This is a genomic window from Pseudomonas sp. ATCC 13867 (genome assembly GCF_000349845.1).
Taxonomy (GTDB): Bacteria; Pseudomonadota; Gammaproteobacteria; order Pseudomonadales; family Pseudomonadaceae; genus Pseudomonas.
The window spans coordinates 2,161,278-2,181,935 of record NC_020829.1 but is presented as its reverse complement, the minus strand read 5'-3'; the positions used below and the strand labels follow the sequence as shown (position 1 = coordinate 2,181,935).

At 64.8% G+C, this 20,658-nt stretch carries 22 protein-coding genes; 10 read left to right on the top strand and 12 right to left on the bottom strand.

The genetic code is table 11. The features are described from left to right. Nucleotides 1–19: 19 nt before the first annotated feature. The 7 genes from H681_RS09990 to H681_RS09960 form a co-directional block, all read right to left on the bottom strand. Entirely contained in the window at nucleotides 20–838 is an 819-nt protein-coding gene (locus tag H681_RS09990) for a DUF4892 domain-containing protein (protein WP_086009604.1), read from the bottom strand. A 201-nt stretch (nucleotides 839–1,039) separates the two neighbouring features. Next, entirely contained in the window at nucleotides 1,040–1,900 is an 861-nt protein-coding gene (locus H681_RS09985) for an alpha/beta fold hydrolase (protein WP_015476729.1), read from the bottom strand. Beyond that, complete coding sequence (locus H681_RS09980; RefSeq protein WP_015476728.1) at nucleotides 1,897–2,709, bottom strand: alpha/beta fold hydrolase; 813 nt, start codon at nucleotides 2,707–2,709, stop codon at nucleotides 1,897–1,899. Before H681_RS09980 ends, H681_RS09985 begins: the two co-directional genes overlap by 4 nt. Before the next feature lie 167 nt (nucleotides 2,710–2,876). Then, entirely contained in the window at nucleotides 2,877–3,524 is a 648-nt protein-coding gene (locus H681_RS09975) for a LysE family translocator (RefSeq protein WP_015476727.1), read from the bottom strand. 46 nt (nucleotides 3,525–3,570) lie between these two features. Beyond that, nucleotides 3,571–4,374 (bottom strand): AraC family transcriptional regulator, encoded by an 804-nt coding sequence (locus tag H681_RS09970; RefSeq protein WP_015476726.1) that lies wholly within the window; start codon nucleotides 4,372–4,374, stop codon nucleotides 3,571–3,573. A 182-nt stretch (nucleotides 4,375–4,556) separates the two neighbouring features. After that, on the bottom strand, nucleotides 4,557–4,982 hold the full coding sequence (locus H681_RS09965) for a hotdog fold thioesterase (protein WP_015476725.1): 426 nt from the start codon (nucleotides 4,980–4,982) through the stop codon (nucleotides 4,557–4,559). Between the two features lie 15 nt (nucleotides 4,983–4,997). Then, nucleotides 4,998–6,665, bottom strand: a complete 1,668-nt coding sequence (locus tag H681_RS09960) for an AMP-binding protein (protein ID WP_015476724.1) — start codon at nucleotides 6,663–6,665, stop codon at nucleotides 4,998–5,000. 269 nt (nucleotides 6,666–6,934) lie between these two features. On the opposite strand from H681_RS09960, the gene H681_RS09955 reads away from it, so the two are divergent. After that, entirely contained in the window at nucleotides 6,935–7,429 is a 495-nt protein-coding gene (locus H681_RS09955) for an MgtC/SapB family protein (protein ID WP_015476723.1), read from the top strand. Nucleotides 7,430–7,472: 43 nt separating this feature from the next. Here H681_RS09955 and sixA read toward each other — a convergent pair whose 3' ends face one another. Genes sixA through H681_RS09940 form a run of 3 tightly spaced genes read right to left on the bottom strand, consistent with a single transcriptional unit; the run spans nucleotide 7,473 to nucleotide 9,311 of the window. After that, nucleotides 7,473–7,937 carry a phosphohistidine phosphatase SixA gene (gene sixA, locus H681_RS09950; RefSeq protein ID WP_015476722.1) on the bottom strand — a complete coding sequence of 155 codons (465 nt, stop codon included), beginning with the start codon at nucleotides 7,935–7,937 and terminating at the stop codon, nucleotides 7,473–7,475. After that, complete coding sequence (locus tag H681_RS09945; RefSeq protein ID WP_015476721.1) at nucleotides 7,934–8,275, bottom strand: DUF4389 domain-containing protein; 342 nt, start codon at nucleotides 8,273–8,275, stop codon at nucleotides 7,934–7,936. The genes sixA and H681_RS09945 overlap by 4 nt, the downstream gene beginning before the upstream one ends. A 13-nt stretch (nucleotides 8,276–8,288) precedes the next feature. Further along, on the bottom strand, nucleotides 8,289–9,311 hold the full coding sequence (locus tag H681_RS09940; protein ID WP_015476720.1) for an NAD(P)H-dependent glycerol-3-phosphate dehydrogenase: 1,023 nt from the start codon (nucleotides 9,309–9,311) through the stop codon (nucleotides 8,289–8,291). A gap of 151 nt (nucleotides 9,312–9,462) precedes the next feature. On the opposite strand from H681_RS09940, the gene H681_RS09935 reads away from it, so the two are divergent. From H681_RS09935 to H681_RS09900, 9 genes are all read left to right on the top strand, one after another. Next, on the top strand, nucleotides 9,463–11,571 hold the full coding sequence (locus H681_RS09935; RefSeq protein WP_015476719.1) for a TonB-dependent receptor plug domain-containing protein: 2,109 nt from the start codon (nucleotides 9,463–9,465) through the stop codon (nucleotides 11,569–11,571). Between the two features lies 1 nt (nucleotide 11,572). After that, nucleotides 11,573–12,493 (top strand): ABC transporter substrate-binding protein, encoded by a 921-nt coding sequence (locus H681_RS09930; RefSeq protein ID WP_167650135.1) that lies wholly within the window; start codon nucleotides 11,573–11,575, stop codon nucleotides 12,491–12,493. Continuing rightward, on the top strand, nucleotides 12,490–14,400 hold the full coding sequence (locus H681_RS09925) for an ATP-binding protein (RefSeq protein WP_015476717.1): 1,911 nt from the start codon (nucleotides 12,490–12,492) through the stop codon (nucleotides 14,398–14,400). Before H681_RS09930 ends, H681_RS09925 begins: the two co-directional genes overlap by 4 nt. Before the next feature lie 232 nt (nucleotides 14,401–14,632). Further along, nucleotides 14,633–15,148, top strand: a complete 516-nt coding sequence (gene fabA, locus H681_RS09920; protein ID WP_015476716.1) for a 3-hydroxyacyl-[acyl-carrier-protein] dehydratase FabA — start codon at nucleotides 14,633–14,635, stop codon at nucleotides 15,146–15,148. Nucleotides 15,149–15,158: 10 nt separating this feature from the next. Then, entirely contained in the window at nucleotides 15,159–16,376 is a 1,218-nt protein-coding gene (fabB, locus tag H681_RS09915) for a beta-ketoacyl-ACP synthase I (RefSeq protein ID WP_015476715.1), read from the top strand. Nucleotides 16,377–16,595: 219 nt separating this feature from the next. Beyond that, entirely contained in the window at nucleotides 16,596–17,795 is a 1,200-nt protein-coding gene (locus H681_RS09910) for a tyrosine-type recombinase/integrase (RefSeq protein WP_015476714.1), read from the top strand. Then, entirely contained in the window at nucleotides 17,792–18,109 is a 318-nt protein-coding gene (locus H681_RS26355; protein ID WP_157883313.1) for a hypothetical protein, read from the top strand. Before H681_RS09910 ends, H681_RS26355 begins: the two co-directional genes overlap by 4 nt. Then, the gene (locus H681_RS09905) at nucleotides 18,106–18,489 is read left to right on the top strand and encodes a type II toxin-antitoxin system RelE/ParE family toxin (protein ID WP_015476713.1); all 384 of its coding nucleotides are present in this window, start codon (nucleotides 18,106–18,108) and stop codon (nucleotides 18,487–18,489) included. Before H681_RS26355 ends, H681_RS09905 begins: the two co-directional genes overlap by 4 nt. Continuing rightward, nucleotides 18,473–18,775 carry a helix-turn-helix domain-containing protein gene (locus H681_RS09900; protein ID WP_015476712.1) on the top strand — a complete coding sequence of 101 codons (303 nt, stop codon included), beginning with the start codon at nucleotides 18,473–18,475 and terminating at the stop codon, nucleotides 18,773–18,775. Before H681_RS09905 ends, H681_RS09900 begins: the two co-directional genes overlap by 17 nt. 22 nt (nucleotides 18,776–18,797) lie before the next feature. Here H681_RS09900 and H681_RS09895 read toward each other — a convergent pair whose 3' ends face one another. Beyond that, entirely contained in the window at nucleotides 18,798–19,007 is a 210-nt protein-coding gene (locus H681_RS09895; protein WP_015476711.1) for a KTSC domain-containing protein, read from the bottom strand. A 24-nt stretch (nucleotides 19,008–19,031) separates the two neighbouring features. Next, nucleotides 19,032–20,555, bottom strand: a complete 1,524-nt coding sequence (locus H681_RS25770) for an ATP-binding protein (RefSeq protein ID WP_236620537.1) — start codon at nucleotides 20,553–20,555, stop codon at nucleotides 19,032–19,034. Between the last annotated feature and the right edge of the window lie 103 nt (nucleotides 20,556–20,658).

The following is a 20,658-nucleotide window of genomic DNA, read 5'->3' as shown; positions in this document are numbered from 1 at the left end:
TGCCTTCAGCGTAGGCGAATCAGCGCAGCCAGCTCAGGTGCAGGCCGTCGCTGTCATCCTTGCCCTGTTCCAGGCGCGCATCGCGCACGCCCTGGGCGGTGAGTGCGGCGCGCCAGTCGCCGGCGTGCTTGCCGGCCAGTTCGACGCGCACGCCGGTGTCCAGGCGCAGGGTGCGCACCAGCAGGTCGAGCCAGGCGCCGCCGGGCTGTTCCGGCACGTGGCTCAGGGTCAGCTCGCCGTTGGCCTTGAGCAGGCGCATCAGCGTGGACGGGCTGGGCAGCAGCTCGCCAAGGGCACTGCCGCTGTCCAACTGTTCGGCGTGCAGATAGGCACGGCGGTTGCCACGGGTGATGGTGTAGACCGCCAGCAGGCTGTTCTCCTGCGGCGCGGCGAGGCGCACCAGCAAATAGGCCTGCTGGTCGTCCGGACCGTAGAGCTTGGAATTGCCGAACACCGCGTTGGCCAGCAAGCTGCTGGAGCCGCAGTCGCGGCTTTCGCACCAGAACAGCGGCGTGGCATCGGCCTTGAGCAGGTCCTTGCGCGCGGCGGCGAAGGCGCTCTGGCTGGCGTCCTCGTCGGGCAGGCGATAGGTCACGGCGGTCAGCTCGCCAATGGCGCGCACCTCCCCTTCCATGCGCAGGCGGCCGCTGATACGACTGATCGAGCCCTGCGGATAGGTTCGCTCCTGGCTGGACGCCTGGTTGAAATCGACGATTTCCGAGCGCGGGAAGCGCGGCAGGATATCCAGGTCGTGACTGCCTTGCAGATCGCCGGCAAAGCTGCCGGCGCTGGCGGCAAGCAGGCCGCCGAACAGCAGGGAGTGAAGGCGCCGTGGCATCCGGGTCCTCTGCGCGTCGGTCTGGAAAGTCCCTTTGCAGCACGGGCGCGCGGCGGTTTGGATGTCGAGCATGCACAATCTCCCTGAAGCGATCCGTGCAGACTCGCGGCAGGCCCCGGTTTAGTCAAGCCAAAGGGCGCTACGGAGTGTTTCCCCGAGGGTGCCGGCGCAGTGCCCGCCGGCGCTGCCTCGAACAGGCTTTCAGGCCAGCAGGAAGGGCCGGAATACGGCGGCGACCGCCTCCGCGCCAGCCTCGTCATCCAGGTGCAGATGGTGCTGGCCGGGCAGTTCATGGATGTCGAAGGGGCGGTCTTCAAGCATCTCGCGGATCGCCGGCTCCACCGCCAACAGCCCCTGTTTCGCCAGCACCAGGCTGGTCGGGCACTGGACGGACTGGACGAATTGTCGCGCATGGGCGCGGGTCAGGCGCAGCGGCGACGGCAGGGTCAGGCGCGCGTCGGTGCGCCAGGTGTATCCGCCGGGCACCGGTACCAGGCCACGGGACGCCAACAGTTCCGACGCCTCGCGGCTGACCGCGCCGACGCCCTTCATGCGCGCTTCCACCGCACGGTCGATCGCCTCGTACACCGGCTTGCGCTTGTTCGGCAGCGCCAGTTGCGCCTGCAGCGCCTCGCCGAGCTTCTGCGGCGAGGTTTCCGCCTCGCCGGTGTAGGGCACAAGGCCATCGATCAGCGCCAGGCGCTCGATGCGTTCGGGCATGGCACCGGCCAGCAGCACCGAGACAATGGCGCCCATCGAATGCCCGAGCAGGGTGAAGCGCTCCCAGCCCATCTGGTCGGCCACCATCAGCACGTCCAGGGCGTAGTCCCACAACAGGTAGCTGGCGCCCGGCGCGCGGTGCGCCGAGTGGCCGTGGCCGGCGAAGTCGAGGGCGAGGATGCGCAGGCCGGGCAGTTTCGGCGCCAGGCGGGCGAAGCTCATGGCGTTGTCCAGCCAGCCGTGCAGCGCAATCACCGGGCGGCCATCTTCCGGGCCGAACAGGTGAGCGGCCAGCTCGATATGCGGCAGGTTCAGGCGGATTTCCTGGACATGGGCGGTCATGGCGTTTCCTTATGATTTTCGCGCTGTTGCCAGCGGGCGAAGACGGTCTTGAGCAGCGCCGCGGTGTCCTGCGGGCGCTCCAGCGGGAACATGTGCCCCCCCGGCAGCGACAGGCTTTCGCCCATCGGGATGTGGCTGACCAGCCGCGCGTGATGCGGCAGCACCACGCGGCTGTGGCGGCCGCGCACCATCGTCAGCGGCACGGCCAGCTGCTTCGCGCGGCCGGGGCTGGTATGGGGGACGTTGCGGTAGATGGAGATTTCAGTGGCCGGGTCGAACTTCAGCCGCAGGCCCCTCGCGTCGGCCGGCGCCAGCCCGTGGCGCACGTAGGCTTCCAGGCAGTCGCGGTCGAAGCGCTTGAACAGCGGCTTGCCGGAGAAATATTCCAGCGCCTCGGCGAAATCGTCGAAGTCTTCGCGACGGCCCAGGGTGCGGCCGGCGGGGGTCAGGCGGTCGATGAAACCGAAACGCTTGGCCGCGCGGATCACCCACTGGTCGGCCAGGGTCAGCAAGGGCGAATCCAGCATCACCACGCCCCGATAGAACTCCGGACGGCGCAGCGCGGCGTGATAATGCAGCACGCCGCCCAGGGAATGGCCGACACCCCAGACCGGCTCATCCAGCCGTTCGAGATGATGCAGCAACTCAGCCACCAGGTTTTCCCAGTTGGCGTTCACCGGGAAGCGCGGATCGTGGCCGTGCATGTCCAACCGGTGGACCCGGTAATCCGGCTCCAGCGCATCGAACAATTTGCCGTAGGTGCCCGAGGGGAAGCCGTTGGCGTGGGCGAAGAAGACCGCTTGGGACATGCTGCGTGAACTCAGGGAAATGACAGCCTGAATTTTCCGACAGCAACCGGGGTGCGGCAATGACCCTCACTCCAACGAATGACGGCACTACGGCCAAAGTTCATGGCACTCCGGCGGATTTGCCTTGATCAGCCCCCAACGCACTCCGCGTTATCCGCCGCTTGTCTTCAAACCCAGTGCCCCGCCTGGTTCACCACACTGAACAGAATGCCACCGGCCACCAACAGGAAGACCAGCCCGCAGGCGCCATCGATCACCGGCACCGCTCGCAGCAAGCGCTGCTGCCACTGCGGCCGGGTGAGGGTCACGCTGAGCAGGCTGAACCAGGCGAAGCCGGTACCGAACAGCATCGCCGCCACCGCGACCTTGCCGGGTGCGGACATGTCCGCCGGAATCAGGCTGCTGAGCAGCGCGAGGAAGAACACCAGTGCCTTGGGGTTGAACAGGTTGGTCGCCAACCCACGCAGCCAGGGGCCGAGCGTCGAGTCCGGCAGTTCTCCGTCGATCCGCCCTGCCCCACCGGATTTGCGCAGCGCACGCAAGGCGCCGATGCCCAGCCAGCCGAGGTAGGCCGCGCCCACCAGTTGCAATGCGTTGAACAGCAGTGGCGAACGGCTGAGCAGCAGCGATACCCCGGTCAGCACCAGGGTGCCGTGGACCAGGATCCCGCAGGCCAGCCCCAGGGCGCTGAGCAGGCCGGCGCGGCGCCCTTGGTGCAAGGCGGTACGCACCACCAGCGCGACGTCCGGGCCGGGACTGACCAGGGCGACCGCGAACACGGCGGTGAGCATGAGCAAGACGTGAACCTCCTGCATGGCGGGATTCTCCAGTGGGAAAGGGAAACGAGATCGGGGTGGTGGATCAGCGCTGGCGGAGTCGCGCGGGCGGCAATCCGTAGGTCCGGCGGAACAGGCGGCTGAAGTGCGCCTGGTCATAGAAGCCCAGGCTCAGAGCGATCTCCGACAGCGGCTGGCCCTTGATCACCCGTGGCAGCGCGCGCTCCAGGCGCAGCTGGGTGAGCCACTGGTGCGGCGGCAATCCGCACTGGTGGCGGAAGCGGCGCAGCACCTGCCAGGGGCTGAGGTCGCAGAATCCGGCGATCTCTTCCAGGGTCGGCGGGGTTTCCAGACGCGATTCCAGCCACTCGCGGATGCGCGCCCAGGTCGGCGCATCGAAGCCCTGCCCCGGCTCGCGGATACGCAGGCTGGAGGCGCGCTCCAGCAACGCGGCCAGTGCCTGCCAGAGCTGGCCTTCCTGGGCCAGCCGCTCACCGCCGAGCATCAGCGCGTGAGCACGCTGCAGCTCGACCTGCAGCAGCGGATCGCGAAGCTGCGCGGCGGTCAGACGCGGCGCGCCCTGGCGACCATCGCTGAAGGAGCGGCAGGCGTCATCCAGCCATTGCGGATCGATGGACAGCACGCGGATGCGGTAACCCTCGTCGCCTTCGCTGGCGCCATCATGGATGCTCTCGGGACTCATCAGCAGGATGTCGCCATTGCCGGCCAGCGAGCGCTCGCCGCGATGGGTGTAGCGCTGGCAGCCGCCCAGCATCAGCCCGACGTGGTAGTCGAGATGAAAATGCCGGGGAAAGGCGAAACGGCGGTACTCGGCGTCAATGAAACGGACGCCGGGCAGGCCGCTGCTGTGGTGTTCGATGCGTTCCATAGGCCCACTTTACCGACGCGGGAACCCTGGGTCTTGGACAAAATTGCGAGCGGGCGCCATGCGGCACGGGATCTGTAGGAGCGAGCTTGCTCGCGAACCGCCCGATGCCCAGGTGCCCGGCATTGTTCGCGAGCAAGCTCGCTCCTGGCAAAAGCAAACCACTCGGCGCCCAACGCAACGGCTCAGCGCTCCAGCGGGACGATGGCCGTGGTCAACCGGGAGATGCAGCTCGGCTTGCCATCCTCGCCATGCAGGCGGATTTCCCAGACGTGGGTCGAGCGGCCGATGTGCACCGCCTTGGCCACCGCCGTCACCCGTCCGCTGCGCAGGCCGCGCAGGTGGTTGGCGTTCACCTCCAGGCCGACGCAGTAGTGCTTGCCGGGGTCCAGGCACTGGTAGCTGGCGGTGGAGCCGACGGTTTCCGCCAGCACCACCGAGGCGCCACCGTGCAGCAGGCCGTAGGGCTGGTGAGTACGCGAATCCACCACCATGCTGGCAGTCATCGAGTCGTCGTCGAACGCCTCGAAACGGATGTCGAGGAGCTCGCCGATGGTGTTCTTCAACTGCGCGTTGAGCTGCTCCAGCGTAGGTGTGGTGTGCCAGATCATTGCGTTCCCCCTTGTTCAGTCATGCCACTGCACCGCCTCGCGGCGCTCCGCCCATTCATTGAAGCGCTGGCCGTAGGTACCTTCCACCACATTGCGCTTGATCTTCAGGGTCGGCGTGAGGAAGCCGTTGTCCACCGTCCAGGCATCGCGGACCAGCACCAGCCCGGCCAGCCGCTCGTGCTTGTCCAGGGCATTGTTCACCTCTTCCAGCAGCGTCCTCAGGCTTTGCTCCAACTCGCTACGGGCGCCGTTGGCCGCTTCCTGCCGGCCGATGTCCGACAGCACGCACAGCCCCAGGGGCGCGATCAGGCCATCGCCGACCACGCAGATCTGCTCGATCCGCGAGTGCACGGCCAGGCGGTTCTCGATCGGCGCCGGCGCCACGTACTTGCCCTTGGCGGTCTTGAAGATTTCCTTGATCCGTCCGGTCAGGCGCAGGTTGCCATCGGCGTCCTGCTCGCCCTTGTCGCCGGTGCGCAGGAAGCCGTCGCGGGTAATGGTTTCATCGGTGCGCTGCGGATCCTTGTAGTAGCCGAGCATGGTCGCGCCGCTGCGCACCTGCACCTCGCCCTCGTCGCTGATGCGCACTTCCACGCCGGGACTGTTGCGGCCGATCCAGCCCTTTTTCTGTTCGCCGGGCCGGCAGACGTGGGAGTAGCCGCAGTTCTCGGTCATGCCATAGACCTCCAGCACGTTCAGGCCCAGGCGCTGATACCAGTCGAGCAGCGCTTCGGGCACAGGCGCGGCGCCGCACAGTGCGTAGCGCACGGCATCCAGGCCGAGGCCGGCAAGCACCTTGCGGCTGACCAGGCGCCCGACGATGGGCAGGCGCAGCAGGCGCTCGAGCTTCTGCGCCGGCATCTGCGCATAAACGCCCATCTGGAACTTGGTCCAGATGCGTGGCACGCCGAAGAACACCGTGGGCCGCGCACGGCGCATGTCGGCGGCGAAGGTGTCCAGGCTTTCGGCGAAGAAGATCGTCTGCCCGGCGTAGATCGACGCCATCTGCACGAACATGCGCTCGGCCACGTGACACAGCGGCAGGTAGGACAGCAGGCGGTCCTCCTCGCCGACACCGAACAGGTCGATGGCATGGCTGGCGGCGAAGGCGAAGTTGCCGAAGGTATGCATCACGCCCTTGGGCGTGCCGGTGGTGCCGGAGGTGTAGATGAGGGTTGCCAGGGTGGCGGCGTCCGGGCGCGGATCGTCACGGATCGGCGACTGCGCCTGGAGATCGGCCCATTGGTGATCGAAGCGCCCTGGCGGATGCAGCGGCAGCGCCACGGTCGGCACGCCCGGCGGAATGCCGTCGACCATCGCCGGCCAGTCGTCCAGCTTGCCGACGAAGGCCACCGCCGCCTCGGAATGAGTCATCACCTGGCGCACGGAATCGGCGGTGAGGTTGGGGTACAGCGGCACGGATACGTGGCCGGCCATCCAGATGGCGATATCGGCGACGATCCAGTGCGCGCAGTTCTTGGAAATGATCGCCACGCGGCTACCCGGCGGCAGTTCCAGGCTGCGCAGCCAGGCGGCGGCACGGCGCGCCTGATCGCCCACTTCGCCCCAGGTGAGCGTCTGCACCTCGCCGCCGCCCTGCGGCTGTACGAGGTATGGCTTGTTCGGGTGACTCGTCTCGCGCTGATAGAACAGATCGAGCGGTAATCGGACTGCTTTAACCACGTGCCCCTCCTTTGTTGTTTTTTTCAGAGGTGTAGCTCAGAGGTATAGCGATGGATCAACCAAGCACTTGCTTGGTTGAATATTCCATGCACCGGCACGGTAGACAAGACTGATCGTGTGAAGTTTTGTAGGAAACCTCCTTCACGCCAAGCGCAGCCGCTCTGCCACGGGGCTCTCCGGCGAAACATCTGGCGACGATTTGCCCTGGAGCGGCGCCTCGCGTGCGCAGGCGCACTACCCTTGCAGATAGCCCCCGACGGACATGCGCCATGCCGGAAGCCTTCCAGATACCGCCAGACCAACTCGAGCTGCTGCTGAACCTGCTGATCGCCACCCTCTGCGGCGGCCTGATCGGCCTCAACCGCGAGCTGCACAATCGCCCCGCCGGCCTGCGCACCCATGCCCTGACCGCGCTGGCCGCCGCGTTGGCGGTGGGCGTCATCCAGCAGATGCACCCCACCAGCATCGATGCCGCCAGCCGGGTGGTCCAGGGAGTGCTGACCGGCATTGGCTTCATCGGCGCCGGGGTCATCGTCCATCACGAACGCCGCTACCGCGTGGAAGGCCTCACCACCGCCGCCACCATCTGGGTGTCCTCCATGATCGGCATCGCCTGTGGCAGCGGCCACGTCCTCACAGCCGTCACCGGCGTAGTCCTGACACTCCTGGTCCTCAGCCTCGGCACCTGGCTGGAACACCACATCGACGCGCGCTTCCGCAAACCGCCGCCCACGCTGACGGACGACGATGAGCCGCCGAAATGAACAAGGCCCCTTCCGGGGCCTTGTTCATGGACAGTTGGCGCACTCAGCCGTGCCGTGGGTGGTGCAGCGACACCAGTTGCATCAGCCCCGCCACCGGGCATTCGCCCTCCAGCTCGGCCAGCGATGCGGTGCTGAAGGGCACCGCGTCATTGCGGCTACCGTGGACCAGCAGGCCGGCGAGGGAGCCGATCAGCGGCTGGTGGCTGACCAGCAGCAGGTTCCGCTCGTTGCGACCGTCGAGGAAGCGCAGGACATCCTTGGGGTCGTCGTCCGGGGTCAGCCAGGGCGCGGTGCCGACGGAGCCGTCGAAGCCCAGGGCTTCGCGGATCAGCTCGGCGGTTTCCTGAGCCCGCGCATAGGGGCTGGCGAGAATGCCATCGATCGGCTGGCCGGCGAGCTGGGCCGCACTCTTGAGCACTTCCTTGCGGCCGTGGGCGGTCAGGCGCCGGTCCGCATCGCGGCGGGCCTGCGGCTCGGCTTCGCCGTGGCGCAACAGCCAGAGCTTCACAGCCTGGGCTCTTCGTCGCGTGCCGGATGCTCGGCCGGCGGCACGCTGTGCGGCGGCTCGCCCTCGGGGGCGTGGGCGGCCGGCCAGTCGGCGAACGGCCAGGGTTTTTCCTCGGTCTGGAAGGTGCCGAAACGGCCGATCTGCGCGAAGTACTGGCTGAGGCTGTCGCCAAAGGCCATCAGGCTGCCGCTCGGCGCGCCGTAGATGATCCGGTAGATCAGCTGGACCACGACCACGACGCCGAGAATGATCTCGGCGACGAACCAGACCAGGGCGAAGACCAGCATCCAGACGACTCGCAGGATGAGGGATTCCTTTTCCATACGCTCAGCGGACATGAGGTTGCCTCCCTCAGAAACCAGTGGTGGGAATGAAATCGACGTCGGTCTTCGGTTCGCCATTCATCAGCGCCTCGATGACCTGCGCCAGGGTGCGGCCGCCGAACAGGATGGCATTCAGGCCGGCCACCAGCGGCATGTAGACCTGCAGCTCGTCGGCCTTGGCCTTGAGCACCCGCAGGGTGTTCACGCCTTCGGCGGTCTCGCCCATGCGCGCCACGGCGTCTTCCAGGCTCAGGCCCTCGCCCAGGGCGAAGCCCACCTGATAGTTACGGCTCTTGGGTGACGAACAGGTGACGATCAGATCGCCCACCCCGGCCAGGCCGAGGAAGGTCATGGGGTTGGCGCCGAGCTTGACGGCGAAGCGGGTCATCTCCGCCAGGGCGCGGGTGATCAGCATGCCCTTGGTGTTCTCGCCCATGCCCAATGCTGCGGCCATGCCGGCGATGATGGCATAGACGTTCTTCAGCGCACCGCCCAGTTCGACACCGAAACGGTCGCTACTGGCGTAGACGCGGAAGGTACGGCCGTGCAGCGCTTCCTGCACGCGCTCGCAGAGCTCCTCGTCCTCGCTGGCGACCACGGTGGCGGTCAGCTCGTGCTCGGCGATCTCGCGCGCCAGGTTCGGCCCGGAGATCACCGCGATGCGGGATTTCGGCGCAATCTCTTCGAGAATCTGGCTCATCAGCTTGAAGGTCTGCGCCTCGATGCCCTTGGTCAGGCTGACCAGCATCTTGCCTGCCAGCTCCTCGCTACGGCCTTCCAGCACCTTGCGCAGCGCGCTGGACGGCACGGCGACGAAGATCATCTCGCACGCGGCCAGGGTCGCCGGCAGGTCGGTGGTCGGCTCGACACCCGCGTGAATCTTCACGCCCTTCAGGTAACGGGGGTTCTCCCGCAGGGTGCGGATCGCTTCGGCCTGTTCCTCGTCGCGCATCCACTGGCGAACGCGCTGGCCGTTCTCCGCCAGCAGATTGGCGAACGCGGTACCGAAACTGCCACCGCCGAGGACGGCGATCGGTTGCTGCTCAGTCATGTCTTTTCCATCACGGGCCGCCTCGGGGCGGCGATTGGGGCATTATAAGGCCCCGTCGCCCTGCGGCCAGTCCGGATCGCAGGACTGGCAAACAACGGCGCCTCGTTTAACATCCGTCTATTGAAGAAGAAATCGAGAACAAGGCCGTTCCGTGCAGATTTCCCCCCGCGCTCCCCTGCCGCTCTCTCTGCTTGCCGCGCTACTGGCAGGCCAGGCAGTCGCCGGCGATCTCTTCGTCGATCGGGTGGAAGTGCCGGACGTACTCACCGCCAGCCGGCTGAAGCAGTCGCCCGCCGAGGTGCCGGGCAGCATGACGGTGCTCGATCGCGACCTGATCCGCGCCTCCGGCGCCCGTGACATCCCCGAACTGATGCGCCTGGTGCCGGGCATGATGGTCGGCTACCTGTCCGGCAATCAGGCCACGGTCAACTACCACGGCACCAACGTCACCGAGGCGCGCCGTCTGCAGGTGCTGGTGGACGGCCGCTCGGTGTACCGCCCGGGCCTGGCCACGGTGGACTGGAGCGACATCCCGGTGGCCATCGAGGACATCGACCGCATCGAGGTCTTCCGTGGGCCGAACGCCGTGAGCTACGGCGCCAACGCGCTGATGGGCGTGATCAACATCCTCACCCGCCACCCCACCGACAGCCAGGGCACGCGCCTGAAGTACACCGCCGGGCAGAACGGCATCCGCGACTGGTACGCCAGTCAGGGGCTGCGCGGCGAGTCCAGCGACTATCGCCTGTCGCTCTCCGGCCAGGCCGACGACGGCTTCGACCAGGACCAGTTCGGCCGCGACTACCGCGACAGCCGCCGCCTGACCCGCTTCAACCTGGTGGCCAACCACAGTCTCGACCTGCGCAACAGCCTGGACTGGCAGATCGCCGCGAAGGAAGGCACCAGCCAGCGCCCCTACAACTACCGCCCGGTATTCGACAACATCCCCGCCGGCGACAGCGACGCCGACCTGACCGCCCGCGACTACGCCGGCTCCCTGCGCTGGACCTTCGACGTCAACCCGCAACACAGCTTCTACGTCCAGGGCTATGCCGAGCACTGGGAGCGCCTTCAGGATTTCCGCGCCTGCGAGGCCCAGGTCGTGTTCAGCCCGCAGTTGGCGCAGCTCTGGGCGCTCAATCCGAAGTACGTGGAAGCGCTGTCCGAAGCCTTGCCGCGCATCCCGACCGGCACCGCCCAGGAGCAGGCCCTGGCCAACCAGGTGTTGCAACAGGTGGTCGCCGGGGCCGATACGCCGGCCTGCGGCTGGGTGAACCAGAACATCCGGGAAACCCGCTACGACCTCGAAATGCAGGACACGCTGAGTCTGGCCGATGGTGTACGGCTGCTCACCGGCATGAGCTACCGCCATGATCAGGCGGTCTCCGAAACCTATTTCGACGGCACGGTGAACAACGAAATCTGGCGCCTGTTCAGCCAGTTGGAATGGCACCTGACGTCCCACTGGTTGCTGCAGGGCGGCGCTATGCTGGAAGACGACCAGACCTCCGGCAGCTCCGTCAGCCCGCGTATCGCCCTGAACTACCTGATCACGCCGCGCCACAGCCTGCGGGCGGTGTACTCCGAAGCCGTGCGCTCGCCCGATATGTACGAGAACGACGTGAACTGGAGCTATCGCGCGCGCAAACTCACCCCGGCCGCCTACGGCCAGGACGCGGCCTACTATTTCGCCCGCGCCCACGGGCCGGGGGACCTGGACCAGGAGCGCATGCGCTCGCGGGAAATCGGCTACAACGGCCAGTTCGACGAAATCGGCCTGGCGCTGGACGTGAAGGCGTATCACGACGAGATTCACGGGCTGATCAGCGATCCGCTGAAGCTGACCGACTTCGAGCCCAGCAACGACAACGAAATCCGCTTCAGTGGCGCCGAAACCCAGCTGGACTGGCGCCTCGGCCTGCGCGACCGGCTGCGCCTCACCTACGCCTATGTCGACTACGACGCCAGCAGCCGCTACGACCAGCGCCTCACCTCCCGCAACAGCGGTTCGGCGGGCTGGATGCGCGACTGGGGGCGGGGCTGGTCGAGCTCGGTGTTCTACTACGGCGACGACGCGCTGAACGAACACCGCTTCGAGCGCGTGGACCTGCGCGTGGCCAGGCGCATTCCCTTGGGCGCCGCCGCGCTGGAACTGGCGGGCGTGCTGCAGCAGCGCCTGGACGACGAACCGCTGACCTGGCCGGAAAACCGCTACGACGACCGTCACCTGCTGTATTTCAGCGCCGAGGTGAGTTTCTAGCATGCCGGCTCGCCGCTCAGGGATGAGCCTCGGGCAGCGTCTGCGCCCCTTGCTGCTCGGCCTGGCCTGCCTGCTGGCGCTGCCGGCGCTGGCCCGCGAACTGCTGCTGGTCAGCGGCGAACAGGGTGCGGCCGTGCAGGCCTTCAGCCAGGCGCTGGCCGAACGCCGCCCGGCGGACCGGATCCGCCTGGAGTCACCCGATACCCTCCCCGCCGCCTCGACGCTGTCCCCGGAAACCCATTTGCTGCTGCTCGGGAGCGTCGCCCTGAACTGGCGCCTGGCCAGCGAACAGGGACCGCCGGCGCTGACGCTGCTGGTCAGCCGTGTGGAGGCGCAGCAATTGCTCGACGACCGACGCCCGGACGGCATCAGCCTGCTCTGGAGCGATCCGCCGCCCTCTCGGCAGTTGCAACTGGCCATGCAACTGCATCCCCGGCCGCAGCGCATCGGCGTACTCTTCAGCCCCGCCAGCGCATTCCTCCTGAAGGAACTGGCGGAGCACGCCCGGCAACTCGGTGTCGAACTGCTCCCCCAGGAGCAGGACCGCAGCGACGATCCCCGCCCATTGCGCGAATTGCTGGACAACAGTGACCTGCTGCTCGGACTGGACGACAAACTGCTTTACAACCCGCGCACCATCAAAGGCATCCTGCTCAGCGCCTACGCCGAGAACCGCGCCCTGATCGGCCCCACCGTGGCCTTCGTCAGGGCCGGCAGTCTGGCCAGCACCTACAGCGACCAGAACGACTGGCTGGATACCCTGGACCCACTGCTCGACCAGCCGCCATCGCAATGGCCCTCGAGCCTCTACCCTGAACGCTTCAAGGTGCAGAGCAACCGCCAGGTGGCGCGTTCGCTGGGCATCGAGCTGCAGGACGACGCCTCGCTCGCACAGCGTCTTGCCGAAGGAGAATCCCCATGAGCGCCCGCAAGAGCTGGAATATCCAGACGCGCATGCTGGCCATCAGCCTCGGTCCGGCGTTGTTGCTGACACTGCTGCTCACCGGCTATTTCACCTACTCGCGCCTGCAGGACCTGCGACAAGAATCCAATCACACCGGCCAACTGATTGCCAACCAGTTGGCTCCGGCCGCCGAATACGGCGTCATTTCCGGCAACCTGCCGGTACTGCAGAGCCTGTTGCGGGCGACCCTGGGCACCGCCCACGTACGCTTCATCGAAGTGCGCGACCGCAGCGACAACATCCTGGTCTACGTCGAACACCCCGCCGACCCGGCGCAGGCCTCCACCAAAGTGGAAATCTTCCACGCGGCCATCCAGCGCGAGAACATCGAGCTCGGCGACGGCAACCTCGGCGTCGCCCTCAACGCCCAGGCCGAGACATCCAGCAGCGACTACCTCGGGCGGGTAGTCGTCGGGATGGCCAGCGATGCGTTCAGCGATCGCCAACAGGAGATTCTCTTCAAGGCCAGCCTGCTGGCGCTGTTCGCCCTGGTGCTGACCTGCCTCCTCGCCCGTCGCCTGGCGCGCCGCCTGGCCGCACCGATCAGCACGATGGGACGCGCGGTACAGGCCATCCAGAGCGGTGACTACCATACGACCCTGCCGGTACCCGATGATGGCGAAGTCGGCGACCTCGCCCGGCATATCAACAACCTCGCCCGCGGCCTGCAACAAGCTGCTCTGGAGCAGGAACGCAGCATCGCCCAACTGGTGGCCGCGCGGGAGGAAGCCGAAGAGGCGAACCGCGCAAAATCCGACTTCCTGGCGATGATGAGCCACGAACTGCGCACCCCGATGAATGGCGTGCTGGGCATGCTCCAACTGCTGGAAACCACCGAGCTGAACCAGGAACAGGCCGAATACAGCGCGCTGGCGACCGAATCCACCGAACACCTGCTCAAGGTGATCAACGACATCCTCGACTTCTCCCGCATCGAGCGCGGCGCGCTGGAACTGGAACGCATCCCGTTCAACCTGCTGGAGCTGATCCAGAGTTCAGTGCAGGTCTTCCAGCACAGCGCCCACCAGCGTGGCCTGTCTCTGGAACTGGCGGTGCAGGATGGCCTGAGCGCTCTCGAGGTCCAGGGCGACCCGACACGCATCCGGCAGATCCTGGTGAACCTGCTGGGTAACGCCCTGAAATTCACCGAAGACGGCGGCGTGCGGCTGGAGGCCACCTGGCAGGCGCTGGACGACAAGGTCCTGTGGCTCAGTTGCTCGGTGCAGGACAGCGGCATCGGCATCTCCCGCGAGCGCCTGGAACATATGTTCGACGCCTTCCAACAGGCCGATTCCTCCACCTCGCGTCGCTACGGCGGCACCGGACTGGGCCTGCCCATCGCCCGGACATTGGCCGAACGCATGGGCGGAACCCTCGGCGCCACCAGCGAGGAAGGCTGTGGCTCGACCTTCACGCTGGAAATTCCCCTGCCCTTCCGCGAGCGCCAGGCGCCCTCGGAGGAAGGCGATGCGGGGAGCGACACACTTGCCGCTGGTCAGTCCGTTCTGCTCGTCGAGGACAACCCGGTGAATCAAACGGTCATAGAAGCTATGTTGCGCAGCCTGGGTTATCGCGTCACGCTGGTGGGTGACGGCGTCCAGGCGGTCCGCACCTCAGAGCGCGGCGAGTTCGCGGTGATCCTCATGGACTGCCGGCTCCCGGTGCTCAACGGCTATGAGGCCACCCGGCAGATCCGCGCCAGACCCGGCGGCGAACAGGTGCCGATCATCGCCCTGACGGCCAACGCCCTGCAGGGCGATCGGGAAGCCTGCCTGGAAGCCGGGATGAACGACTACCTGGCCAAACCGTTCAAACGGGCGGAACTGCAACGGATACTGCAGCGTTGGGTTGCTCCAGGTCGTTGATCCGGGCGAGAGCATGCACCACACTGCGGACCGGCCACGGGGCCTGTGCCCCCTGACGACAACCCAGCGCCGACGAAAAGTGAACAAGCGTTCGCCGGACGCTGTGACTTTCACTTAAAGGCAATAGTCTATGACTAGGCTGCCGCGTGAGACCCGTGACAATAACAACGGAGCGCGGCGCCGCAGGCAGAAGCCAACACCGCCTGCCATCCAGGATTTTTGAGGAGCTCGCATGACCAAACAACACGCCTTCACCCGAGAAGACCTGCTGCGTTGCAGCCGCGGCGAGCTCTTCGGCCCGGGTAATGCGCAACTGCCCGCCCCCAACATGCTGATGATCGACCGTATCACCCACATCAGCGAGACGGGCGGCAAGTATGGCAAGGGCGAACTGGTCGCCGAGCTGGATATCAACCCCGACCTGTGGTTCTTCGCCTGTCACTTCGAAGGCGATCCGGTAATGCCGGGCTGCCTGGGCCTCGACGCCATGTGGCAGCTGGTAGGTTTCTACCTCGGCTGGCAGGGCAATCCCGGCCGTGGCCGCGCCCTGGGTTCGGGTGAAGTGAAATTCTTCGGCCAGGTCCTGCCGACCGCCAAGAAAATCACCTACAACATCCACATCAAGCGTACGATCAATCGATCGCTCGTTCTGGCCATCGCCGACGGCAACGTCAGCGTCGATGGCCGCGAAATCTACAGCGCCGAAGGCCTCCGCGTCGGCCTGTTCACTTCCACTGACAGCTTCTAAGGGTATCCGCATGCGTCGCGTCGTGATTACCGGTCTGGGCATCGTTTCCTGCCTGGGCAATGACAAAGACACCGTCTCCGCCAACCTGCGCGCAGGCCGTGCAGGCATTCGGCACAACCCGAGCTATGCCGAGATGGGCCTGCGCAGTCACGTTTCCGGTTCGGTCAACCTGAACCTGGAAGAGCTGATCGACCGTAAGGTCTTCCGCTTCATGGGCGACGCCGCCGCCTACGCCTACCTGGCGATGGAACAGGCGATCAAGGACTCCGGCCTCACTCCCGAGCAGATCTCCAATCCGCGTACCGGCCTGATCGCAGGCTCGGGCGGTGCTTCCACCCTGAACCAGATGGAAGCCATCGACACCCTGCGCGAAAAAGGCGTCAAACGCATCGGCCCATACCGTGTCACCCGCACCATGGGCAGCACCGTTTCCGCCTGCCTGGCCACTCCCTTCCAGATCAAGGGCGTGAACTACTCCATCTCCTCGGCCTGCGCCACCAGCGCGCACTGCATCGGCCAGGCAATGGAACAGATCCAGATGGGCAAGCAGGACGTCGTCTTCGCCGGCGGCGGTGAAGAAGAGCACTGGAGCCAGAGCTGCCTGTTCGACGCAATGGGCGCCCTCTCCACCCAGTACAACGAAACCCCGGAAAAGGCCTCCCGCGCCTACGACGCCAAGCGTGACGGCTTCGTCATCGCCGGCGGCGGCGGCATGGTCGTTGTCGAAGAACTGGAACACGCCCTGAAGCGCGGCGCCAAGATCTACGCCGAAATCATCGGCTACGGCGCCACCTCCGATGGCTACGACATGGTCGCCCCGAGTGGCGAAGGTGCCATCCGCTGCATGCAGCAGGCCCTGTCGACCGTGAATACCCCGATCGACTACCTGAACACCCACGGCACCTCCACCCCGGTCGGCGACGTTGCCGAAATCCGTGGCATCCGCGCCGTATTCGGTGACAAGGCCCCGGCCATCAGCTCCACCAAGAGCCTGTCCGGCCACTCCCTGGGCGCCGCTGGTGTTCACGAGGCCATCTACTGCCTGCTGATGATGGAAGGTAACTTCATCGCCGGTTCCGCGAACATCGACGAGCTGGACCCGGAAGTCGCCGACATGCCGATCCTGCGCGAGACCCGCGAGAACGCGAAGATCGACACCGTCATGAGCAACAGCTTCGGCTTCGGCGGCACCAACGCCACACTGGTCCTGAAACGCCACAACGGCTGATCGGTGACCCAGACAAAAAAGGTGCCCTAGGGCGCCTTTTTTGTTTGACGATGACTCCAGCCCGGTACTTCGCTGGACTGCGTCGCAGCTCGATACAGCAGGTTTATCAAGAACTTACGCGCGTCCATCATATGCCGGTGCTTTCTGAAACTTGACCCGGTTTTCCCTCGCGCCGCTCCTATCTGGCTCTTGGAATCCGGGTCGTTCCAAGGAGTCATCATGGCAAAGATCAAGCTCACCAAGACCGCCGTAGAGTCAGCGCAACCCCAGGCCAAGGACATCGAACTACGGGATACCGTGGTGCCGGGCTTCCTGTGCAAGATTACCCCGAAGGGCCGCCGGGTGTTCATGCTCCAGTACCGCACGAACTCCGGGCAACCCCGCAAGCCCTCGCTGGGCCTGTTCGGGGAACTGACCGTGGAGCAGGCCCGCGTCATGGCGCAGGACTGGCTGGCCGAGGTTCGCCGGGGCGGCGACCCCGGTGGCGCCAAGGCCGAGGCGCGCAAGGCGCCCACGGTCGAAGCGTTGTGCAAGAAGTTCATGGAGGACTACTCCAAGAAGCGCAACAAGCCGAGCACGCAGCGCGGCTATCAGGCGGTCATCGACCGCTGCATCGTCCCGCTGATCGGCCGCAAGAAGGTGCAGGACGTGAAGCGGCCCGACATTGCTGGGCTGATGGAGAAGCTGGCCTACAAGCCGGCCGAAGCGAACAACGCCTTCGGCGTGCTGCGCAAGATGTTCAACCTGGCCGAAGTGTGGGGCTACCGCCCGGATGGCACGAACCCGTGCCGACACGTCCCGATGTACCCGCCCGGCGAGGAAACCCGGCTCATCGTGGACGACGAGCTGGCGCTCATCTTCCGCCAGTTGGCGAAGCTGGAGGCGGAAGGACTGGAGAACTACGTCATCCCGCTGGCGATCCGCCTGCAATTCGAGTTCGCCGGACGCCGCTCCGAAATCTGCATGCTCGAATGGGGTTGGGTCGATCTGGAGAACCGGCGTGTGGCCTGGCCCGACAGCAAGACCGGCGGCCTTTCAAAGCCCATGAGCGCGGAAGCCTATCGGCTGTTTTCGACGGCTCCGCGCCGGGAGGGCTGCCCCTACGTCCTGCCGTCGCCCAACGACCCGACCAAGCACCTAACCTTTGGCGAGCACTACGGCGGTTGGTGCCGGGTGCTCAAGGCCGCCGGCGTCCCGCACGTCGGCACGCACGGCATCCGCCATCGCTCGACCACCGACATTGCCAATTCGGGCGTGCCGACCAAGGTAGGCATGAAGCTCACCGGCCACAAGACCGTGGCGATGTTCATGCACTATGTCCACACCGAGGACAAGCCGGTGCGCGATGCGGCCGAGCTGGTGGCCAGCAGGCGGCAGGCCATCACGGGCGCGCGGCGCCCTGCGGAGGCCACGGCATGAGCAAGAGGACGCTTTCGGTGGCGTCCCCCGCTGCCTTGCCGACCGACTATCCCTGTTCTGCAATTTCCGAGACAGTGTCTGGGAAATTCGGCCTCGCCGAGCTGGCCAAGGTCTTCACGCTGCCGTGGTCGGCCTATGCGTTGCTGATTTCGGCCAAGGGTGCCCGCGTGACCGGTGGCCGGCATCCCGTCCTGTCGGCTCCGATTGTCGTGCCGGCGTCACGACAATCGGGCGGGTCATCCCTTCTATCTAGGTGCTACACCGGAGACTGGAAAAGTATGCCCGTTTCGGGTATAGTTTGGACGTCGAAATGACGGACATCCTGAAGCGCAAGGACTTTGCACGCTGGCAGTCGGGCGAGAAGCTGCCCGATGCCGCGTTGTGCAAGGCGGTTCAAGGGATGGAAAGCGGTCTGATCGACGCGGACTTGGGCGGCTCCCTCTACAAGAAGCGGGTGGCCCGCGCCGGCGGAGGCAAGAGCGGCGGCTACCGCACGCTGGTATCGGCCAGGATCGGCAGCCGCTACGTGTTCCTGCATGGTTTCCCGAAGAACGACAAGGCGAACATCACGCAGGACGAAAAGAAGGCGCTGCAATTCGCCGGCAAGGTGTTCTTGGAACTGTCTGCTGAAGCCTTGTCGAAGGCGTTGCAGTTGGGTGTTTTAGTGGAGGTGCATTGTGAGCAAGATCATTGAATCGCTGCGTGGCGACCTGGCGGCGCTCGTTGAGGCGGGAGCCATCGGCAAGGTGACGATGCGCGAGTTCGACGCGATTTGCCCGCCGCCGGTGCGCGAGTTCGGCGCGGCGGATATCAAGCGCTTGCGCGAAACCTTAAAGTTCAGCCAGCCGGTGTTCGCGCTCCACTTGCATACGTCGGCCTCGACCGTACGCAAGTGGGAGCAAGGCGAAACTCACCCCACCGGCCCTGCGCTCAAGCTGCTCAACGTTATCGCTGATAAGGGCTTGCAGGCCATCATCTGATGCCTACTGACCGCGGTCACTATCAGTGCTTCGAAAAGGGATACCGATTCTTAATGTTGGCATTGAAGTACGTCCCTTTGGAGTCCGCGTTCATAAGCCCAGTATGCTCGCCCTCAGGAACCCCTGAGTATTCGTAAACAGCGCCATTATTGAACTCTATCTCCAGTGTCTGGCTATCGGCATCATAGCCAATGGAGTTGATGTTGCTTGAAGTAACGGAGGTGCGTTCCATAGTGTCGTCTCCTTCGGTTGAAAATCAGGTTTCTGAATCCGTTGCCTGTGTTTTTCCAGCATTAGGATCTTGCTTGCGCCACGCCTCGACTAGAGGCTTGTAATTTTCATCTTTGACAGGTTCTGTCCATCCGCCAGACCTTATACGCTTACCGCCTTCCCCCTTGGGCACAACGACCATCGGATCGTCACTTTCCGGGCGTCGGCCCTCAGGCGGACGGTCAATGATTGCCCGTATTGGCATATTGACGGCTTCACCCACGACCAATGCTTCACCAGTTCGGAGAACCGGAAGCATTGAAAACAGCCCTTTGAGATTGTCCGATGCGCAGGAGGTTACTTGGGATCGATCAGAGTCGTTGGTTAAACGTAAGGCCACAACCGTACCGCATTGAGAAAGAATTGTGGTGTCCACTTCGGATGGTCGTTGACTGACTAGCATCAAGCCAACGCCGTACTTCCGGCCCTCTTTGGCGATGCGCCGTGCTGCAATCGCAGCTCTATTCTTTGACTGAGGGCCAAGGTATACATGTGCCTCTTCAAGGACGACAAGAAGGGGCCGCTCTCTACCGCCTTCTTGCTTGTTTCTACCCCAAAAAATTGCGTCATACAGAATACGCAACACGGCCCCTACCAAGTCATCCACAACAGCGGTAGGAATACCTGATAAATCGAAAACAGAGATCGGCTTATCTGCGCCTATCCATGCCTCAAGCAACGCGTCTAGATCAGCGCCCGTTGTTCCGTCCTTGTCGGGTGCCCACTGGCCAGGACGAAACAGAAACTGCATGCGAGGATCTCGAAGTTTGCTTTCCAAACTATCGAGGTGTCCGCGCGGCAAATCACCGTAGATCCCCGCATACACCTTGTCAGGATCATTCTTTTCGTCTTTGAGCGGACGAAATCTCGGACGAACAAGCTGGTCGCCATCGCCAACTGCTTTGACTGGGGGCGCACCTTCCTCAATGTACGTGCGCGTAGCGTCAGTCTGGTTTTGGTTCTTACTTACGCTGTGAGTTGCGCAATGTAGCGAATACAAATCATGCCAGAGTTGGTAAACGGAGAATGGCAGCGGCGTGTCGATCGTGATCGTGAGGTCTGGAAGGCCATGTGCGACACCTGCCGCCTTTGACGCGCGCTTGCTTGATAGCAGCTTTTCTTGCAGCAAGGTCAAAGGTGTCCCTGAGACTGCACCCATCGTTATGGAAATGAATTCCTCGGCCGTCAGCGCCCAAAATGGGACATGCAGCTCGCGCTCGCCTATGGCCGTATCCGCTCCGACTCTGAATACCCTAGCTTGATCGCCAAAGGCCTTTGCGTACTCCCCGTGGAGGTCAAACAGTACAACGCGTGCAGACTTGAAGCGTGCTTGGTCAGAAACTGCTCCCAACAGATTTGCAACGGCATTCGACTTTCCGGAGCCGGTGCTCCCAACGACAGCAGAGTGGCGAGTAACAAGCCGATTCATATCCAGGTACGCACGGATCGACTCGGCGCTGGCAACGCGTCCTACGGCGACGTAGCCATCATCGTCCCCTGGTGCATACACCGTCTTCAAATCCGACTCAGTGACTACGTGAACCGAGTCTCCGATCGAGGGGTACTGGGCTATCCCTCGCTCGAACTTTGTTCCCCGTCGTCCTTGACCAACA

Coding starts and splice junctions, on each gene's coding strand:
- H681_RS09990 (WP_086009604.1), bottom strand. CDS start 838: ATGCCACGGCGCCTTCACTCCCTGCTGTTCGGCGGCCTGCTTGCCGCC.
- H681_RS09985 (WP_015476729.1), bottom strand. CDS start 1,900: ATGACCGCCCATGTCCAGGAAATCCGCCTGAACCTGCCGCATATCGAG.
- H681_RS09980 (WP_015476728.1), bottom strand. CDS start 2,709: ATGTCCCAAGCGGTCTTCTTCGCCCACGCCAACGGCTTCCCCTCGGGC.
- H681_RS09975 (WP_015476727.1), bottom strand. CDS start 3,524: ATGCAGGAGGTTCACGTCTTGCTCATGCTCACCGCCGTGTTCGCGGTC.
- H681_RS09970 (WP_015476726.1), bottom strand. CDS start 4,374: ATGGAACGCATCGAACACCACAGCAGCGGCCTGCCCGGCGTCCGTTTC.
- H681_RS09965 (WP_015476725.1), bottom strand. CDS start 4,982: ATGATCTGGCACACCACACCTACGCTGGAGCAGCTCAACGCGCAGTTG.
- H681_RS09955 (WP_015476723.1), top strand. CDS start 6,935: ATGCCGGAAGCCTTCCAGATACCGCCAGACCAACTCGAGCTGCTGCTG.
- H681_RS09945 (WP_015476721.1), bottom strand. CDS start 8,275: ATGTCCGCTGAGCGTATGGAAAAGGAATCCCTCATCCTGCGAGTCGTC.
- H681_RS09940 (WP_015476720.1), bottom strand. CDS start 9,311: ATGACTGAGCAGCAACCGATCGCCGTCCTCGGCGGTGGCAGTTTCGGT.
- H681_RS09930 (WP_167650135.1), top strand. CDS start 11,573: ATGCCGGCTCGCCGCTCAGGGATGAGCCTCGGGCAGCGTCTGCGCCCC.
- H681_RS09925 (WP_015476717.1), top strand. CDS start 12,490: ATGAGCGCCCGCAAGAGCTGGAATATCCAGACGCGCATGCTGGCCATC.
- fabA (WP_015476716.1), top strand. CDS start 14,633: ATGACCAAACAACACGCCTTCACCCGAGAAGACCTGCTGCGTTGCAGC.
- fabB (WP_015476715.1), top strand. CDS start 15,159: ATGCGTCGCGTCGTGATTACCGGTCTGGGCATCGTTTCCTGCCTGGGC.
- H681_RS09910 (WP_015476714.1), top strand. CDS start 16,596: ATGGCAAAGATCAAGCTCACCAAGACCGCCGTAGAGTCAGCGCAACCC.
- H681_RS26355 (WP_157883313.1), top strand. CDS start 17,792: ATGAGCAAGAGGACGCTTTCGGTGGCGTCCCCCGCTGCCTTGCCGACC.
- H681_RS09905 (WP_015476713.1), top strand. CDS start 18,106: ATGACGGACATCCTGAAGCGCAAGGACTTTGCACGCTGGCAGTCGGGC.
- H681_RS09895 (WP_015476711.1), bottom strand. CDS start 19,007: ATGGAACGCACCTCCGTTACTTCAAGCAACATCAACTCCATTGGCTAT.